The sequence below is a fragment of the Aliinostoc maniaoense genome (assembly GCF_058172895.1).
Genome location: NZ_CP187952.1, coordinates 6150698 through 6167831 on the forward strand (window position 1 = coordinate 6150698; position 17134 = coordinate 6167831).

Annotated in this window: 11 protein-coding genes and 3 pseudogenes; 4 read left to right on the forward strand and 10 right to left on the reverse strand. The window is 41.8% G+C overall.

Translation table 11 applies throughout. The features are described 5' to 3' along the window. Positions 1-352 precede the first annotated feature (352 nt). From ACPZ3T_RS26980 to ACPZ3T_RS26995, 4 genes are all read right to left on the reverse strand, one after another. Positions 353-1474, reverse strand: coding sequence for a DUF2705 family protein (locus tag ACPZ3T_RS26980; protein ID WP_490272502.1), 1122 nt, complete (start codon positions 1472-1474; stop codon positions 353-355). A gap of 24 nt (positions 1475-1498) precedes the next feature. Next, the gene (locus ACPZ3T_RS26985) at positions 1499-2605 is read right to left on the reverse strand and encodes an ABC transporter permease (RefSeq protein WP_490272503.1); all 1107 of its coding nucleotides are present in this window, start codon (positions 2603-2605) and stop codon (positions 1499-1501) included. A gap of 35 nt (positions 2606-2640) precedes the next feature. Further along, entirely contained in the window at positions 2641-4641 is a 2001-nt protein-coding gene (locus tag ACPZ3T_RS26990) for an ATP-binding cassette domain-containing protein (RefSeq protein WP_490272504.1), read from the reverse strand. A 155-nt stretch (positions 4642-4796) separates the two neighbouring features. Beyond that, a complete protein-coding gene (locus tag ACPZ3T_RS26995; RefSeq protein ID WP_490272505.1) occupies positions 4797-6170 on the reverse strand; it encodes an HlyD family secretion protein in 1374 nt (457 codons plus the stop codon). 95 nt (positions 6171-6265) lie between these two features. Between ACPZ3T_RS26995 and ACPZ3T_RS27000 the strand changes: the two genes are divergently transcribed. Both ACPZ3T_RS27000 and ACPZ3T_RS27005 read left to right on the forward strand, forming a co-directional pair. After that, positions 6266-6895, forward strand: a complete 630-nt coding sequence (locus ACPZ3T_RS27000) for a TetR/AcrR family transcriptional regulator (RefSeq protein ID WP_490272506.1) — start codon at positions 6266-6268, stop codon at positions 6893-6895. Between the two features lie 57 nt (positions 6896-6952). Further along, a complete protein-coding gene (locus ACPZ3T_RS27005; RefSeq protein ID WP_490272507.1) occupies positions 6953-8512 on the forward strand; it encodes a cation:proton antiporter in 1560 nt (519 codons plus the stop codon). A gap of 189 nt (positions 8513-8701) precedes the next feature. Here the strand turns inward: ACPZ3T_RS27005 and ACPZ3T_RS27010 are convergent, their stop codons facing one another. Continuing rightward, positions 8702-8905: a hypothetical protein gene (locus ACPZ3T_RS27010; protein ID WP_490272508.1), complete on the reverse strand. Its 204-nt coding sequence runs from the start codon at positions 8903-8905 to the stop codon at positions 8702-8704. Between the two features lie 59 nt (positions 8906-8964). Between ACPZ3T_RS27010 and ACPZ3T_RS27015 the strand changes: the two genes are divergently transcribed. Next, a complete protein-coding gene (locus ACPZ3T_RS27015) occupies positions 8965-10143 on the forward strand; it encodes an RNA-guided endonuclease InsQ/TnpB family protein (RefSeq protein WP_490272509.1) in 1179 nt (392 codons plus the stop codon). Between the two features lie 74 nt (positions 10144-10217). Next, entirely contained in the window at positions 10218-12134 is a 1917-nt protein-coding gene (locus ACPZ3T_RS27020) for a GTPase family protein (RefSeq protein WP_490272510.1), read from the forward strand. Positions 12135-12339: 205 nt separating this feature from the next. Here ACPZ3T_RS27020 and ACPZ3T_RS27025 read toward each other — a convergent pair whose 3' ends face one another. The 5 genes and pseudogenes from ACPZ3T_RS27025 to ACPZ3T_RS27045 form a co-directional block, all read right to left on the reverse strand. Then, positions 12340-13359, reverse strand: a complete 1020-nt coding sequence (locus ACPZ3T_RS27025) for an alpha/beta hydrolase (RefSeq protein WP_490272511.1) — start codon at positions 13357-13359, stop codon at positions 12340-12342. A 521-nt stretch (positions 13360-13880) separates the two neighbouring features. Then, a pseudogene (arfB, locus tag ACPZ3T_RS27030) lies at positions 13881-14186 on the reverse strand (alternative ribosome rescue aminoacyl-tRNA hydrolase ArfB); the annotation flags it as partial. 3 nt (positions 14187-14189) lie between these two features. Continuing rightward, positions 14190-15503 (reverse strand): annotated as a pseudogene (locus ACPZ3T_RS27035) (RNA-guided endonuclease InsQ/TnpB family protein). A gap of 317 nt (positions 15504-15820) precedes the next feature. Beyond that, a complete protein-coding gene (locus tag ACPZ3T_RS27040; RefSeq protein ID WP_490272512.1) occupies positions 15821-16801 on the reverse strand; it encodes a PEP-CTERM sorting domain-containing protein in 981 nt (326 codons plus the stop codon). A 112-nt stretch (positions 16802-16913) separates the two neighbouring features. Continuing rightward, a pseudogene (locus ACPZ3T_RS27045) lies at positions 16914-17054 on the reverse strand (low molecular weight phosphatase family protein); the annotation flags it as partial. Between the last annotated feature and the right edge of the window lie 80 nt (positions 17055-17134).

Genomic DNA, 17134 nt, shown 5'->3' on the forward strand with positions numbered 1-17134 from the left:
GGTGTAAGGGTGTAAGGGTGTAATACCAATTCTCTATGAAGTTAAGCCAAATAAATGATGTAGAGACGTTGCATGCAACGTCTCTACAGTACAGAATAAAGTGCATCTATGGCTACGCCAGGTAAGCTACATCAAGAAACGGTATAAGGGTGTAAGAGCGTAGGGAAAATGAATATTTTGCACGAGCTTTGGGTGGTGCGTTACGCTGTCGCTAACACACCCTACTGGACTACCAAAATATAGAAGAAACACGTTTTTCTTCCCCTACACCCCTACACCCCTACACCCCTACACCCCTATACCCCTACACCCCTACACCCCTACACCCCTATACCCCTACACCCCTACACCCCTAACTTAATTGACTGCGAAACTTACTAACACTAATAGTTAATAAAACAACAGCAAAAGCAACCAAAGCTAAAACATTCATCCACAGAACATCTAAACCAACACCCTTGAGCAAAATACCCCGCACGATCGCAATATAATGACGCAGGGGATTAAGTAGAGACAAAGTCTGAAAAAATGGTGGCATAGCTTCAATGGGTGCGATCGCGCCAGAAGTCTGTACAATTGGTAAATTAATAAAGAAAGATGTCAAAACTACTTGCTGTTGAGAACTACTCACAGTAGCTAACATAATCCCTAAACTAATTCCTACAAATACATACATACTTGATAAAGCTAAAAATAGCAGAAAATTACCTCGAAACGGCACATGAAATATTACAGTTGCTAAAGTGATAGCCAGTAAAACGTCTCCCATTAATAAAAATGCCAAGGGAACAATTTTAGATAATAATATTTCCCAGTTCGCCGCCGGAGTCATTAATAATTGTTCTATCGTTCCTGTATCTTTCTCCCTCACAACCGTAACGGCTGACACTAATGTGCTAATTAATGTCAACACTAAACCCATCACTCCTGGTACAAAAAACCAACTACTAGTTAATCCAGGGTTATACAGAAATACAACTTGTGGTGATACTGGAGGACTAGTTTTACCAGGAGTTAACCGCAGATTATACTGCTGAATAATTTGATTCATATAATTACTAGCAATCCCGGCTGTATTGGCATTTACAGCATCAATAAATACTTGAATCTCTGCTGATTTTTTTGTCAATTGACGGGGAAAATCGGGGGGAATAATCACACCCACATCTAGCTTTCCTTCTTCTACTTTGCGACTCAATTCTGTTTCACTACTTGGTATAGATTCCAAAGTAAAAATCCGATTTGATGTCATAGCTGAAACTAGCTCACGACTGGCGTTAACATTAGCATAGTCAATGACACCTAAGCGTAAATTATGCACATCAGGATTGAGAATAGTTCCGTAAAGCAATAATTGTACCGTTGGCGGTATAATCAACAAAACAATTAACTGTTTGTTGCGTAAAATTTGATTAATTTCTTTACGTACCAATGCCCAAAATGGACTTTCAAATAATTGTTGAATAAATTTCATAATTGCGTTTCTCTGCGTTCAAATTTAATTAGGTAACTGCATCCTGCTCAAAATCCGACGCGACACATTGAAAAACAGTAATCCCAAGACAGCAAGCATGAATAAATCAAACCAAACTCCAGCAAACCCGATACCGCGTACAAAAGCATCACGAGTAACATCAATGTAATAACGTGCAGGAACTATATTAGGTGCTAGTGATAAGGGGAAAGGAATATTATTGAGGGGATAAATAAATCCAGAAAGTAATAATGATGTAATAAAACCCACTAGAGAAACACCTTGCACAGCCGCATTTTGATTACTACTACGAACTCCTAAAAGTAGACCGAATAAAACACTATCTGCAAGAAATAATAAAGTTCCAATTAGTAATGTAATGGGGTTTTCAACTATGCCTACTTGAAAAATAATTGCACCTAATCCCATGACTACTAATGTCTCAGCAATGGCAATTAATAAATAGGCTAATCCTTTACCAAGTAATAGTTCTGTGGCACTAATACTAGAAGCATAAACTTGTAAAATTGTGCCTTTTTCTTTTTCTCGAACCATTGCGATCGCAGCTAACAAGGAAGGAAAAATCCACAGAACAACCCCATACACTCCCGGCACAATATACAATGATTCTAATCTACCAGGATTAAACCATAAACGCATTCTAGCTGTAATAGTATTAGTATCAGGTAAAAGTCCATGCTCTTGCATGAAAAAGTTAGTAACTCGTTGAATACTACCTCTAATTACACGGGCATTATTCACATCTGTAGCATCAATTAATATTTGCACAGTGGTATTTCTACCCGCTTGAATATCACGGCTAAATTCTGGCGGAATAATCACCGCAGCTTTGGCAATTCCTTTATCTATAGCATCCCGTGTAGGATGATCGCCAGACCATGCTTTTGGAATAAATTGATTCGTGGCATATAATCTTTCAATATAACTTTTACTTAAGTTACTACGGCTAAAATCTTGGACAATGAGAGGAATATCTTTACTTTCTAATCTAATAGCAAAACCAAAAATTATTAAAGTAATAAATGGCAAGAGAAATGCTAAGGCTAAAGTTAGGCGATCGCGGCGAAATTGGGCTATTTCTTTGATACATTGACTAATAATTCTTTTCATGGCGATTGGGGATTGGCGAGAATTTCCGTTTTTTATTAAATTTGCGATCGCTCTACTATACCAATAAAGGCATCTTCTAAAGAAAAGGGGATAGAGCGTAGAGAATTGATGCTGATTTGAGATGATGCTAAAAGTTGCCTGATTTGATTAATTTCAACTTCGGGATTGTCGAGGACAATATGTAAACTATCAGCAAATATTGAAACTCGCCACGCTTCAAAATGTTGTTTGAGTAACTTGGAAGCAGCTTGATTTTGATTAACCATAATTTCTATTAACTTGCCTGGTTGTGAGGCTTTAATAAAACTAGGTGAACCTTCAGCGACGGTTTCCCCTGCCACCATAAAACTCATCCGATTACACTGTTCTGCTTCTTCTAGATAATGAGTAGTGACTAAAATAGCTGTACCATTACGAGCAAAATCATTAATTAGCTTCCAAAATTGACGACGTGCTAAAGGATCTACCCCTGATGTGGGTTCATCCAAAAATAAAATATCTGGTTCGTGCATAACCGAAGCACCAAAGGCTACCCGTTGTTTCCAACCGCCTGGTAACTGTCCGGTAAGCATATTTTCTCGCCCTTCTAAGCCACAGGTAGCAATTACCCAATCAATTTTTTCCCGTCGTAATTTCCGAGGTACGCCGTAAACGCCGCTATAAAATTCTAAGTTTTGCAGAATGGTTAAATCATCATAAAGGGTGAACTTTTGACTCATGTAACCGATGCGCCGCCGTAAGTCTGCACTCCGCAGATTTCCAGTTTCACCACCCAAGGAAATTTCGCCATCACTTGCTGCTAACAACCCGCACAGCATTTTAATCGTGGTAGTTTTTCCCGCACCGTTAGCACCCAACAACCCAAAAATTTCACCATAACGCACCTCAACGTTAACATCCTTCACCGCCTGGAACTTACCAAACACCCGGCTCAGGTTACGCGCATAGATAGCTAATGCTGACGGTTGACTGTTGAGTAAGCAATTCTCTAATTTTGAATTTTGAATTTTGAATTTTGAATTGATTAGTCCCCTTTTTCGAGAACGCGGAAATAGGAAAAACTGCGGCGCAGAACCTTGTTGACGTAAGCGGGTGACGAAGACGTTTTCTAATGTGGGTTCGCCATGTTCAATACTGGGTGAGGGTAAGTTATTTTGTTCTAATAATTCACGAACTTTACTTTCTCCAATATCTAAATCAGGAACGAGGACATCTAAGCGATCGCCAAATATCTGCACATCTACTATACTTGTCTGATCACTCTGGGAAAGTAGTTCTTCGGTAGCTTCTAGATTGTCTGTCCGTAATTCTAGGCGATGTAAGCCTAAGTTAGCTCTTAATTCTGCTGGTGTGCCAATTTCATGAATTTCTCCACTGTACATCAAGGCGACACGGTGACAGCGTTCAGCTTCATCTAAATACGGTGTGGCGACAACAATTGTCATCCCCTCGGCGGATAATTCCGCTAGCACATCCCAAAATTCTCGCCGGGAAACAGGATCAACTCCCGTGGTAGGTTCATCTAGTAATAAAATCTCTGGTTGCGACACCAAAGCACAACACAACGCCAGTTTTTGTTTCATCCCTCCTGAAAGTTGTCCCGCCAAGCGATCGCCAAATCGCTCTAAACTCATTAATGTTAAATATTTATTGCGCCTTTCCCATAACAAATCGTCTGCTACCTGTCGCAACCCGGCTGCATAACGCAAGTTTTCATCAATACTCAAATCTAAATACAAGGAAAACTGTTGAGTCAGATAGCCTGTCATTAATCTGGCATCTCTTGCAGGTTGATTAAATATCTGCACTTCTCCGGCGGTGGCTTCCATAACTCCCCCCAAAATGTGAAAGGTGCTGGTTTTCCCTGCGCCGTCAGGGCCAATTAGTCCAAACATTTCGCCTTTGTGGACTGTAAAATCAATTCCTCGTACTGCTGCTAGGTTGCCATAATGTTTGTGTAAGCTACGAACTTTGATGGCTGGAGGTGTAGAGGATGGGGGTGTGTTTTTGGGGGAGGTTGTAAGTGATTGTTGCATATTTAAGAATCAGGATTTTTTCTCACGCAGAGACGCGGAGGCGCAGAGAGAGTGTGTGAGCAATTCTTGAATTTTGAATTTTGAATTTTGAATTTTGAATTTTGAATTTTGAATTTTGAATTTTGAATTGATTCTCCCCCTGCCCAGACTTGCCTTCAACTTCCTTTTGCCTCTAAATCAATCTCGGCATCTGCTGGCATTCCTATCTTGGCGCAGGGTAAATTTGAGTTTGTGTAGGGATTTTCGGGGTTGAAGCAGCCATCCGGGTTTTGTACTTGGATACGGATGCCTACTACTTGTCTGACTCTATCTTTTTGAAAGTAAATATTTTCTGGTGTGAATGAGGCTTGAGGATCAATGGCGATGACTTTACCGTCGAGGGGTTTATTTGGTGCAGAGTCGATGAAGATTTTCGCTGTTTGTCCGAGGCGGACTTGGCCTATATCACCTTGGGGAATAAATCCGCGAAAATAGACTGTTTTGGGGTCAACAATGGTCAAAATATTTGTCTGACTGCTAACTATTGCACCTGGCTCAACACTACGGGCTGTAACTACGCCATCTAAGGGACTGACTACGTTTAAATCTTTTTTGGAGTCTTCTATTTGGGTGAGGATTTGCTGTTTTGATGCTTGGGCATCTTTGACTTTGGCACGGGCAGATTTGACTTTGGCTTGGGCTGATTTGAGTTGGGCGTAAGCTTGCTGTTGTCTTCTGACTAATGCCACATACTGAGTGTTACGAATTTCAGGATTTAAACCTGTGGTTCTAGCTTGTCTTAACGCGCCTAATGCTGCACTTAATTTTTGACGCTCGGCGTTGACTGCGGCTTGTCGTGCTTCGAGGGTGGCTATGGCTGTGTTCAGGGTGGTTTGGGCTTGATCAAATTGTTGTTGATTTATTGCCCCTTCTTTGACTAATTGGGCATAGCGATCGCGGTTGATTTGAGCTAAACTGACTTCGGCGGCTGCTTGTTTTACTTGCGCTTGTGCCTGCACTAGTTGGGCTTCGGCGGCGGCTACATTTGACTGTGCTTGCTCAATTTTGCCGACGCTATCTCCTTGCGACTGTCGCCAATTCAGTTTGGCTTCGTTAATTTGACTGTTAATTTGTTGAATTTCTCTGGCGACTTGCTCGACATCGGAAACTGCTTGCTGTTCATCATATTCAGCCGATGTCACTCTCGCTTCTGCACCCCGTAGTTGTTCTTGTAGTAATTGATCTGCGGTGTCGTCTAATCTAATTAACTCTTGTCCCTGCTTGACTGCTGCCCCTTCCCGCACTGTTATTGATTCAATTCTACCCCCACGCTTCACCCCAATCTCGGTTTCGTAACCTTCAATGCGTCCACTGACTTTCAGCACATCCCCTAAACTTTGCGGTTGACTACGCCATACAGCATAGCCAATGCCACTAACTAACAGTAATCCCCCTATCAGTAAAGGAATGGGTGGTTTGCGGTGCTGCGGCTGCTTCGATACTGGGGTATCAGTGAGATTTTCTGGTGGAATTGGGGCAGTCTGTGTCATATTAGCACCCTCAATGACGATTAAATATTTTTGTCATCATACTAGACTGTCCAGTATGATATAGGCAAGATATTATGCAAAAAAGTTTACTCTTTATGGCTAAACCCCCTACTTCCGAACTAGAAGCACCCGCCTCAACCGCCCCTTTAACCATCCCACCAAAACGGGAACAAATTTTACAAGGTGCTACCCGGGTATTTTTGCAGGAAGGTTACGCGAGAACTAGTATGGATAGGGTGAGTGCGGCGGCTGGAGTCTCAAAACAAACGATATACAGTCACTTTCGAGATAAAGAAGGACTGTTTAAAGCATTGATGGAAAGATTAACTATATCTTGTTTTCAAAGTATATTTAATAACACACAATTACACGGTGAACCAGCAATTTTACTACGTCAAGTAGCCGAAATTTATTTAACAAAAGTAGCTGATAACCCCGATTATTTAGGATTGTTGCGGTTGATGATCACCGAATCAAACAACTTTCCTGAATTAGTCAAACTTTACAACCAAAGCGTTGTACAAAGAAGTCGGCAAATACTCAGTCAATATTTTACATCTCATCCAGAGTTAGGCATTAGTGATCCAGACGCAATGGCGCACATTTTCTTCGGTTCACTGGTATCCTACGTAATTGTACAAGAGATTCTACACGGTAAAGAACTTACATCTTTATCACGCGATCGCCTTTTAGATACCTTGATGAATGTCGTCATCAGTCAATAGAATAACTAACTGTTTACTGTTTAATAAGCAGTGCAGAATTATACACAGATTTTCCCTATGGTAATTGAATCAACAATGGGAGAAGAAGCGATCGCTTCTAATCTTAAGCAGTTTCTTTTAGTTCTCTCCGTCTCTTTAGGCGTAGCGACTCTACCACAGATATTTAGTTGGTTTCGTCAAATTCCCTATACCCTACTACTAGTTATAGTTGGTTTAGGTTTAGCGGTGGTGGATGTCCGCCTTGTCACTCTTTCCCCGGCTTTAATTCTGTTTATCTTTCTCCCACCCCTCTTATTTGAAGCCGCCTGGAATCTCAAATGGTCAGATTTAAAGCAATATTTTGTGCCAATTTGCTTATATGCCATTTTGGGGGTAGTTATTTCTATTGCTGGAGTCGCCATTGGACTCAATCAAATAGCGGGAATATCTTTAACTACAGCCTTACTCATCGGCGCAAGTCTATCTGCAACTGATCCTGTATCTGTCACCGCCTTATTCCGGGAATTGGGTGTGGGAACGCGCCTAGTCACCCTCATGGAAGGAGAAAGCCTCTTTAATGATGGTATGGCAGTAGTTGCTTTTGGTTTTTTGGTAGCCTTACCCTTGGGAAATGCCGAATTAGGAATACAACCAATATTATTAGAGTTCTTTCAAGTAGTCGGTATTGGTTTAGCGGTGGGAGGTTTAATTGGTTTTGGAATTTCTTACCTCACCCAACGCTTTGATTTACCAATGGTAGAACAGTCATTAACCTTAGTTTCCGCCTACGGTACTTACCTAATTACAGAAGATTTGGGTGGTTCTGGAGTCATTGGAGTCGTTACCACAGGCTTAATTTTAGGTAACTTTGGTTCTCGTATTGGCATGAATCCCCGCACTCGCATTATCGTCTCTGAGTTCTGGGAATTTTTAGCCTTTTTCGTCAACTCCATAGTGTTTCTGCTAATTGGTGATCAAATTCGCTTCGCTAGCCTCAAAGAAAATTTACCCATCATTGGGGTAACTGTAACTGCCATGATTTTAATGCGATTTGTGGCAATTTACATTCTGAGCTTTGTCAGTAAAAATATCACCAAATCAGGTATTAGTTTACCTGATCAAACTATCTTATGGTGGGGTGGTTTACGAGGTTCTGTTTCCATTGCTTTAGCTTTGAGTGTACCCACAATTTTAGGCGAACGAGAAACTATTATTGCTACTGTTTTTGGTGTGGTTTTATTTACCTTACTCGTTCAAGGATTGACCATCAAACCCCTATTACAAAAATTGAATTTGTTAGGTGATGCACCCTTAAAAGAAGAGTATTTAGAAATGGTAGCGCGCAATATTGCCTTAGAAAGAGTTTTGCAATATCTCCAGACAGAACAACACCCTGGAATTGAACCGGAGTTTGTTCGCTATCAAGAAACACTCATCACAGGGGAGATGGCAGAAATTCACACCAAGCTCGAAAAATTACAAGATGAGTACCCCAATATTCAGCATTTCATCACTGAACAGTTTCAAGAAAAACTACTAGCAATTGAGGCAGACACCTATGCAGAATTTGTCAAAGCTGGTAGGTTAAATCAAGAATTAGCACCCCTGTTAGAAAATGTTCTCCACCATCAAGGGTAATTCGTAATACTCGCAAAGCGAGTTCGCGGAGCGTTACGCAGTAAAGCAAGCTAAGTAATTCGTAATTCAGAATGTGTAGGGTACGTTACGGCTTACGCCTAACATACCCTACATATACTACGAACTTAAAATAATATACAAGCTGCGTGAGTCCTGACCAAAATATCAACGGCGAGCAAGCCCCTGACTTTAGACATGGGGGTTAGCCGTTGGCGAATTTATTCGCCGTCCCCATTCCTCGATTAACTCGCTAGCACTAATTCCCCTCTTTTGTGCCTCCAATTTAATATTCTGCCAAGCGAATGGTGTTAAAACTACGGTTCTTTTGGCTTTAACTTCATCATGCAATATTGGTATATTTTTTATTCTTTTTTGTCCTTTTTTGGTTGTCATTTTTAGATATTCCGTGTATACTAAATAGAGTATAGACAATAAAAGGAGGTGCTGCAAGAGTGTTGGTAATGGAGTACAAAGCAGTTGTCAAAAAAGCACAGGTTAAAGCCATAGATGAAGCTATCCGTACAAGCCAGTTTGTCAGGAACAAAGTACTTAGGTATTGGATGGATAATCACGGTATTAGCAAAAAGGGATTGTACCAATACAACACTCAATTAAGGGCAGAATTTAAATTTGTTAATGATTTAAACAGTCATGCTTGCCAAGCATCAGTAGAAAACATAGAACGCGCTATCAACAGGTTTTTTGATAACTGCAAAGCAAAAAAACCAGGCAAAAAAGGTTATCCAAAATTCAAAAAATATAGTCGTTCTGTTGAGTACAAAGTATCTGGATGGAAGTTACATCCAACAAAACGCCGAATAACATTCACTGATAAGAAAGGTATTGGTGAACTCAAATTATTAGGTAAATGGGATATTCATACTTATCCTGTTGAATTAATCAAAAGAGTTAGGATTGTTCGTCGTGCAGATGGGTATTATGTGCAGTTTTGCGTGAAACTTGATAACAAGCAAGAAACTCCATTAACTACATCTGAAATCGGACTTGATGTAGGTTTGGAGTATTTTTACTCTGATAGCAACGGCAAGCATGAAGAAAACCCACGATATTTGCGTAAAGCTGAGAAAGATATCAAGCGGGTTCAGCGCAATATTTATAAGAAAAAGAAGGGTTCATCTGGCAGAAGAAAAGCTTGTGGTGTTTATGCTCGCAAACATTTAAAAGTAACTCGACAAAGGAATGAACACGCTAAAAGATTAGCGCGTAACTTATGCCTAGCTAACGCTAAGGTAGTCGTGGAAGATTTAAATGTGAGTGGGTTGGTGAGAAACCACAAGCTTGCTAAGAGTATTTCTGATGCGTCTTGGTATAACTTCCGCCAGTGGCTCGAATACTTTGGCGAGAAATTTGGACGGGAAATAATTGCTGTTCCCCCTTATTTTACTAGCCAAGAATGCAGTAATTGTGGTGCTAAAGTCCAGAAATCACTTAGCACTAGAACTCATTCTTGTCCACATTGCGGATACATTGAACAACGCGATGTGAATGCTGCCAAAGTAATTTTGAATCGTGCAAACGCTAGGGGTGGGCAACCCCAAAGTAACGCCAGTCGAGATGTTTCCTCTACTTCTGTTGGACGCAAGTCCATTAGGAGCAAGGAACGTCAGTGACGCTGGAATCCCACGGCTAAAGCCGTGGGGAGTGTCAATATAACTAATATGCAAGTGAAATTAAGTATAAGATTATGGTGCGTTTAAAGCTGTGGCAATGGGTGGTATTGGCAGTGCCGATCGCCTCTATCATCATTTTCTTACTAGTATCCGCAGGGATGCAAATCCATGAGTGGGGAATCAATTGGATTTGGGGTGTATTTACGCTGATATTTTTGGGTTGGCGTTGGTTGTTGGTGCGGTGGACTCAACCAGCTATTAAACAAGTAGAAGCTGCACTTGTGGAAGTGAGCGCGGAACTACAATCAACTTTAGAGAATACTACCACAGCAGTCAGCAGTGATACAACACAGCAAGTTGAAGCCGCACTCCAAGAAATTTTGACAGTTGCCCAAAGCGATCGCCCGATTTGGGAAGATTGGACAACTTTTTGGCAACGCTGCCAAGATTTAGTCGTAGCTGTGGCGCGGATATACCATCCAGAGGTGCAATATCCTTTACTGAATATCTATGTTCCCCAAGCCTATGGACTGATTCGGGGAACGGTCGATGATGTAGATCAGTGGATGCAAAAGTTATCACCTGCACTCAGTCAAATCACTGTCGGGCAAGCTTACCAAGGTTACGAAGTTTACCGTAAGTTAGAACCATCAGCAAAGAAACTTTTGCGGGCTTGGGGTTGGGCGCAGTGGCTATTAAATCCTGTGGCGGCGGCAGCTAACCGGGCTACCAAGGGTTATTCTCAGCAGGCAAATCAGCAATTATTGGGGAATTTGGGGCAATTATTCCGAGAAGCCGCCTTAAGAAATTTATGTAGACAGGCGATCGCCCTTTACAGTGGTGATATGTTACCCACAGCTACAGCTGCCGTCTCTACACCCAGCCCACCCAAAACTAAAACCGCAACTTTACAAAATATCCTATCCCAAGCTCAACCAGTCGAAAAAGTCGAGCAGAAACCAGTCAGTATTTTACTGGTGGGCAGAACAGGAGCAGGCAAAAGCAGCTTAATCAACACTTTGTTTCAGGGATATCTCGCAGAAGTTGATGTGTTGCCTAGCACCGACCAAATTCAAGACTATCATTGGCAAACCCAAGACGGCGAAACTCTGCATCTGTGGGACACCCCAGGTTATGAACAAGTCAAACGGGAAGATTTGCGGCAAATGGTGTTAGATTACGCCTCTAACGCTGATTTATTAGTGCTAGTGACTCCCGTACTTGATCCAGCCCTGCAAATGGATGTAGATTTTCTACAGGCAATCAAAGCTGTCATTGCAGATATACCAGCGATCGCAGTTGTCACCCAAGTAGATCGCCTGCGCCCCATCCGCGAATGGCAACCCCCCTATGATTGGCAGTGGGGCGAAAGACCGAAGGAAATCGCCATTCGAGAAGCTACAGCCTATCGTCAGCAATTATTGGGGGAATTTTGTAATTTAGTTTTACCTGTAGTTACAAGTGATCTGCAAACAGGTAGAATTGCTTGGGGAATAGATGCTTTATCTTTAGCATTCATAGAAGCGATCGCACCTGCCAAGCAACTGAGACTAGCCCGGTTTTTGCGTAATCTCGAAGCCCGTACCGTAGCGGCGGCTAAAATTATCGATCATTACACCTTCCAAATGGCAACAACCCAAGGATTAACAGCCCTGCTCAAAAGTCCTGTGTTGCAGTTTATTGCCACCCTGTCAACTGGTTCTCCCACCTTAGCTTACATCCTAGCCGACCAAATTCCAGTGGAACAGTTACCAATTGTCATTGGTAAACTTCAGATGGCCTATGATTTATTCTCACTCTTGCAGACAGAAGATGCTAACCCCCTGAAATTTGACTTGTTATCTCTTTGGCCGCTCCTATTAGAAAACTCCGCCACCCCAGACCGCAACGCCTGGGCATTTGGTCATGCCCTGGTAGAATACTGGACACAGAATTTAACTATAGAACAACTACGCCAACGGTTTGACCACTATTTAGTAATTCACGCCTAATGTGAAAATTAGGAAAAAAGGCGGGAGAGTTGATAGGTGAGAGGGCAGGATTATTTAATGGCACTCATTGCCCTCTCTGACTGGGATAGAAGTTCCTTACTCACCTTCAGGGTGGTGTTGTGCATTCCAAAAAGGAGATGAACTTAGCTTTGATTTTTTAAGAAGTTTAGTAACACAAATGCACAATGCAAAAAATATTGTGTATCTAAACTTTAAGATTCGGATTGATACATTTGAGATCATCACAACCAAAACGTTGAGTCATCATTGCAGATAGTTCTTGGAAAGCTTGAGGATCAAGTTTCAATTTTTGCTGGATTGGGTAATAAAATTTTCCCTGTATTATCCTCATTGCCATTTCCTGAAACTGTTGCCAAGTTAAATCACTGTCTACAAATGCTTTGGCTAAGGTAATTACTAGTTCCTCATAACCATTATCTTCCATTTTGGTCATCATTCGATGTTCAATTTCTAGGGATTCATCAAAGCAGTAATACCAGGATTTAGGTTGCTGCTTGAGTATCATTGTGAAATAATCCTGCTGTTTAGAGCGACTAACAGCGCGATCGCTCTCACTACACACCATTAAAATAGGTGCAGAAGTATGAGTTTGAGCCTGTTGGAAAACCCGTTCTCCCAATTCTAAAAATATGCGTAGTGCTGGAATCCGAAAACCTTTATAACCAAAATTACCAGATGCGTCTTTGTTGAACCACTCAAAGTAAATTGGCAAAATTTTAATTAATATAGTAAATAAAAAATTTCGATTAGCTAAATAAGGCGTAAACAATAAAGCCCGTTCAACTTGTTGGGGATATTCCAATCCTAACCAAGCCGCTAAAGTTCCTCCCGTGGATAATCCACCGACTACGACTTGTTCACCAAGGGTTTTGGCAATCTGCAACCACTCCAGTACAAACTCTTGATAAGTCTTAATATCTGTTGGGAGTGGGGGAGGGTTTTGGCGATTCCAATCTCCTGCTAGTCCGTGACCTGGTTGTAAGGGAACTAAGACATTGTATCCTTGACTAAATAAAGCTTTGCCAAGTGGCTCAAATTGATATGGGCCAGCCGTAAAGCCATGCAGGAAGAGACAAACTTTGGATGTAGTGTGGGGATAAATAAAGAATTTGGAACGACAAGCTTCGTTCCTGAGTCCAACTCCTGACTCTGATTGATTAATTTTCTCAAGAATATCTATTGTCTTCTGGATGCTAACTCTCATCTTTGAAATTATGTATGTATATATACATAGTCTCAAATCAGTAAGCTTCCCAAATCTAGCAGAGGATGTATTGTTGAGTTAAAAATTTCTCAAAAAATCCTAAATAAGACAGGTTTTTCCCTATTCCCTACTTTCCACACAGATCAAAGCCCCTTTTGGGTTCATCGTGCCAAAATTAAAATAATTTATTCTTTGGAAGTCTCTAAGGGACTTCCAGAAAATAAACTATCCAAATCTATCGTGTTCCAAACAACTGTTTTTCCCCCTGCTCCTCCGCAATTGCTCCACTTGGGCAAAGCCCAAGACCGCATTGCTCCCTGCTCCCTGCCCCCTTGCCATCAACAGAGATGGTATATTTTTTTAATTGGAAGTCTCTAATTTTCTGGAATTTGCTATCTAGGCGTGGTAGTTCTTATTACTAAAGCGACTTATTAATAACTTCTATAAATTACCCTGGGGAATATAACCCCAACAAAAGCCCAGTCAACCCGCCTGGGTTTTTGGTTTAAGAGGATCATACTTTAATCAACTATCTGCCTTCTCATTGACTTAATTTGTCCTCGCTTAGTTTTACTGTCAAGACGTTTTTTTTGAGAACTGCGAGTTGGTTTGGTGGGTTTGCGTTTTCTTTTCAGTACGACTGCGCTTTTGATAAGTTCTTTGAGTCGTTCTAAAGCTTCCTCCCGGTTTTGCTCTTGGCTGCGGTGTTCTTGAGCTTTGATGACAATAACCCCCTCTTGGGTAATGCGTCGGTCATTTAACTTCAAAAGCTGTTCTTTGTAGAAAGCGGGTAATGATGAAGCCTCAATGTTAAAACGTAAGTAAACTACCTACACTGACGCTTCTCTACGAGAGGCTTCGCCAACGCGTACAGTGTAGGCTTTTAGTAGCCCTGAACTATCCGTACTGAGTTCACAGCACAAACAGTTCGAGCCTCTGGGCGAGTTTACAAAATTCACCCCCTTCGGGTTCGCAGTTGCCTGCGGAGGGAAACCCTCCCGCAGCACTGTCTCACCAATAGCAGCAATATTTTTTGCCCCGTTTAAATCAGCGTCACCACTCTAAGAACAAGCTTCATTAGTACATTTGAAACGCTTGTCAGAACGCAGTCCAATGTGCAGGCATTGATGGCAAGTTTGACTTGTCCAAGCTGGAGGAACAGCAATTATCTCTACTCCAAATTGGATGGCTTTGTATTCCAAAAAAGACCTTAACTGATAGAAAGACCAAGAGTTAGAACGTCTACGTTCTGTTTTATTTCTTGGTTTTTGATTAGTCCTTTCACGAATACCTGTTAAGTCCTCAATTGCTACTGCTGCATTATTTTTTAATGCGTCCTGAATAATGGACTTGCTAATGTTGTGGTTTAGCCATTGTTGAAATCTTCTCTCCTTACCCGACAACCGTTTCAATATCTGTCTTGCCCTGCGGCGAGTAGACCTTGTGCCTTTCGTGGCTTTCTTCTGGAGAGAACTTCTCACTCTAGAAAACTTGTCTCTAACATCGTTGATTTGCTTTCCATCCCACTTATCACCATTACTAGTTACAGCAATATCTCTGCGACCAAAATCAATACCAATTACATTAGTGAGCCACTGCGTTGCCGGGGTTCCCTCGGTTGAAGCAAGTGGCGTTGATTTGATTGGTTCTGGTGCTTCGTCTTTAATTTGAATGTGGATGTAGTAGTTACCATCACGATGTTTACATAACTGTGCTGACGTTGGCTTTCTACCTTTTAACTTACCTCTTTGATAATTACCAGCATCAATTTTGATATGTTCCCTACCGTTCATTAAAGTTAAGCTAACAGTCCAGTCTTTTTCTCTAAATGAGAAAATTCTGGCATCATAATCAGCCGATGTTGGCTTAAATACTTTAACTGGCTTGTCTTTTAGTTTGGCAGTTTTGCGATTAGCTCCAACCCTGGCGCAAGCACGAACAGCTAAATTTGCGCTTAACCCAAACAAAGCACGAATCTCGTTATAAACCAGATTCTGAATAGTCATCTTACTGGTTATCTGAGGTTTAACTTTCTGATTGGCATAGTTACACGCATCAGCAAAAGCTGTCAGCACCAATTCGATTTCTTCTGCTTGTTTTTGGGAGGGGTTGAGTTTGCAAACTAGCGTCAAAACTTGTTCCATGACTTCGACCTAATCACATATGAACATAATACATTAAAATAGTCGTGTTGCATCAAAGATTTATTTGTTAAAAACTCAACTGTTCCCACTCCCTCAACAACCTGCGGTTGTTATTAGTCAGGGAACGTTACCCTTCGGGAAGGCTTGCGCCTACGTTTTTAACCCGCAATTCCTCTCGACACTGACCTGAGTACAGGTTCAGTGTGAGCCTCCTTGCGGGAATAGGTGAGGTTGGTTTTTTAAAATTTTGGCAAACTCTTTTAGTTTCTCAGTTTTGAGAAGAAATTAGATATAGCGTAGAGATCACCTTGCACTTATTAGCTTTGGGAGTCGATGAGAGATTGAAACCGCGCCTTGCGTTTGAGTAGGAACGAAGTACCTAAAACACCCAAAAGCGCGATACTTAACGACGGCTCTGGTACTGACTGCGTTTGACGCGATTGGATGTATGTGGATAACCCAACGAGATTATCGGTATTAATCAGGTCAACATTAGCATCGAAAAGTGGCCCCCAAACACTGGGCGCATCTTGTGGCAGATTCCAAAAGCGCAGGATTTTGTTTTCACTATGAACCTGAGCCACAATATTGTCTAAAGCTGCTTTTGTGTCTTCAGGGATAGCCCCAAGACCGTCCCAAGCCAAATCACCATTAAAGAAAGTATTCCAGTTACCACTGATTAGGGGAATAAACTCAGGTGCGATGCCCATACCGATGTCCTCCTGGCGACCATCGTAGGCGGCATAGCGCAAATCCTGGGAGAGCATATAATCTCGTGGTCGATTACCGGAGATGATGACATTAACCGCTCCCTTTTGTGTGTCATAGCCACCAGAGGCGTTTTTGGAATAAGTAGTAAACAGCCCAGGATTGGAGAGCGCGTAGCTAGTTAGGCTTTGGTGTAGACGCTCGTAGGTTGAAACACCTTCACTCTTAATGTCAACCAACAGGAGTAGAGGTGTACCATCGCCATAAATGCCACCGTTGTTAACCTTAGCGGCTAAGTCCCCCAATGGTGTCAGGTATAAATCCTCAATCGTGGGTAGTGTTGTAGGGTCAGCTACAGGGTCATGAGCCACACGCAAATCTGTGCCGTAAAGCCAAATATCAGCCTCAACGCTGATAAAACCGTTGTTAAGGGCATCAAATAGCGGGTTCTCGTGTTCATAGTCGTTGTGTGCATGGGTGCGTGGTACAGACTGGGCGAAGGGATCTGTTACTGTATCAGCATAAGCTTGACCGACATAGCAACTCGCTGCAATTGCGCCAATCGCCAGTGTACGAATGAGACTTTTCATGGCATATTTTCCTTAAAGTCTCTCTCAACATAATTGGCTTGTATCTGAAAGAGAGTTAAGCTTCGGTAATCTTTTTTTTAAAAAAATTAGCTTCTGCGGTAGGCGATCGCCACTAACTTTGTGCGAGTTGTTCTATCAATTGCAGTATATGTTGTTCAATTTGTCCAAGGGCAACTGTAGCAGAGGTTTTATCGATGTCGTGAACTAGCCAGTATTCAATTGCATCTGCCCATTGGGGAAAGCGTTCATTCATCTAACACCCCAGGAGACTCCCGCCATATCCGTTAAGGATTGGCGGTGAGACGGCAGTCGCTACAAGTCGGCAGAGCCGCC

What these genes read in the sequence shown, in the direction of transcription:
- ACPZ3T_RS27025 (WP_490272511.1), bottom strand. Translation starts at nt 13,359, where the DNA reads ATGAGAGTTAGCATCCAGAAGACAATAGATATTCTTGAGAAAATTAAT.
- ACPZ3T_RS27005 (WP_490272507.1), top strand. Translation starts at nt 6,953, where the DNA reads ATGGTAATTGAATCAACAATGGGAGAAGAAGCGATCGCTTCTAATCTT.
- ACPZ3T_RS27040 (WP_490272512.1), bottom strand. Translation starts at nt 16,801, where the DNA reads ATGAAAAGTCTCATTCGTACACTGGCGATTGGCGCAATTGCAGCGAGT.
- ACPZ3T_RS27020 (WP_490272510.1), top strand. Translation starts at nt 10,218, where the DNA reads ATGGTGCGTTTAAAGCTGTGGCAATGGGTGGTATTGGCAGTGCCGATC.
- ACPZ3T_RS27010 (WP_490272508.1), bottom strand. Translation starts at nt 8,905, where the DNA reads ATGACAACCAAAAAAGGACAAAAAAGAATAAAAAATATACCAATATTG.
- ACPZ3T_RS27000 (WP_490272506.1), top strand. Translation starts at nt 6,266, where the DNA reads ATGGCTAAACCCCCTACTTCCGAACTAGAAGCACCCGCCTCAACCGCC.
- ACPZ3T_RS26985 (WP_490272503.1), bottom strand. Translation starts at nt 2,605, where the DNA reads ATGAAAAGAATTATTAGTCAATGTATCAAAGAAATAGCCCAATTTCGC.
- ACPZ3T_RS26990 (WP_490272504.1), bottom strand. Translation starts at nt 4,641, where the DNA reads ATGCAACAATCACTTACAACCTCCCCCAAAAACACACCCCCATCCTCT.
- ACPZ3T_RS26980 (WP_490272502.1), bottom strand. Translation starts at nt 1,474, where the DNA reads ATGAAATTTATTCAACAATTATTTGAAAGTCCATTTTGGGCATTGGTA.
- ACPZ3T_RS26995 (WP_490272505.1), bottom strand. Translation starts at nt 6,170, where the DNA reads ATGACACAGACTGCCCCAATTCCACCAGAAAATCTCACTGATACCCCA.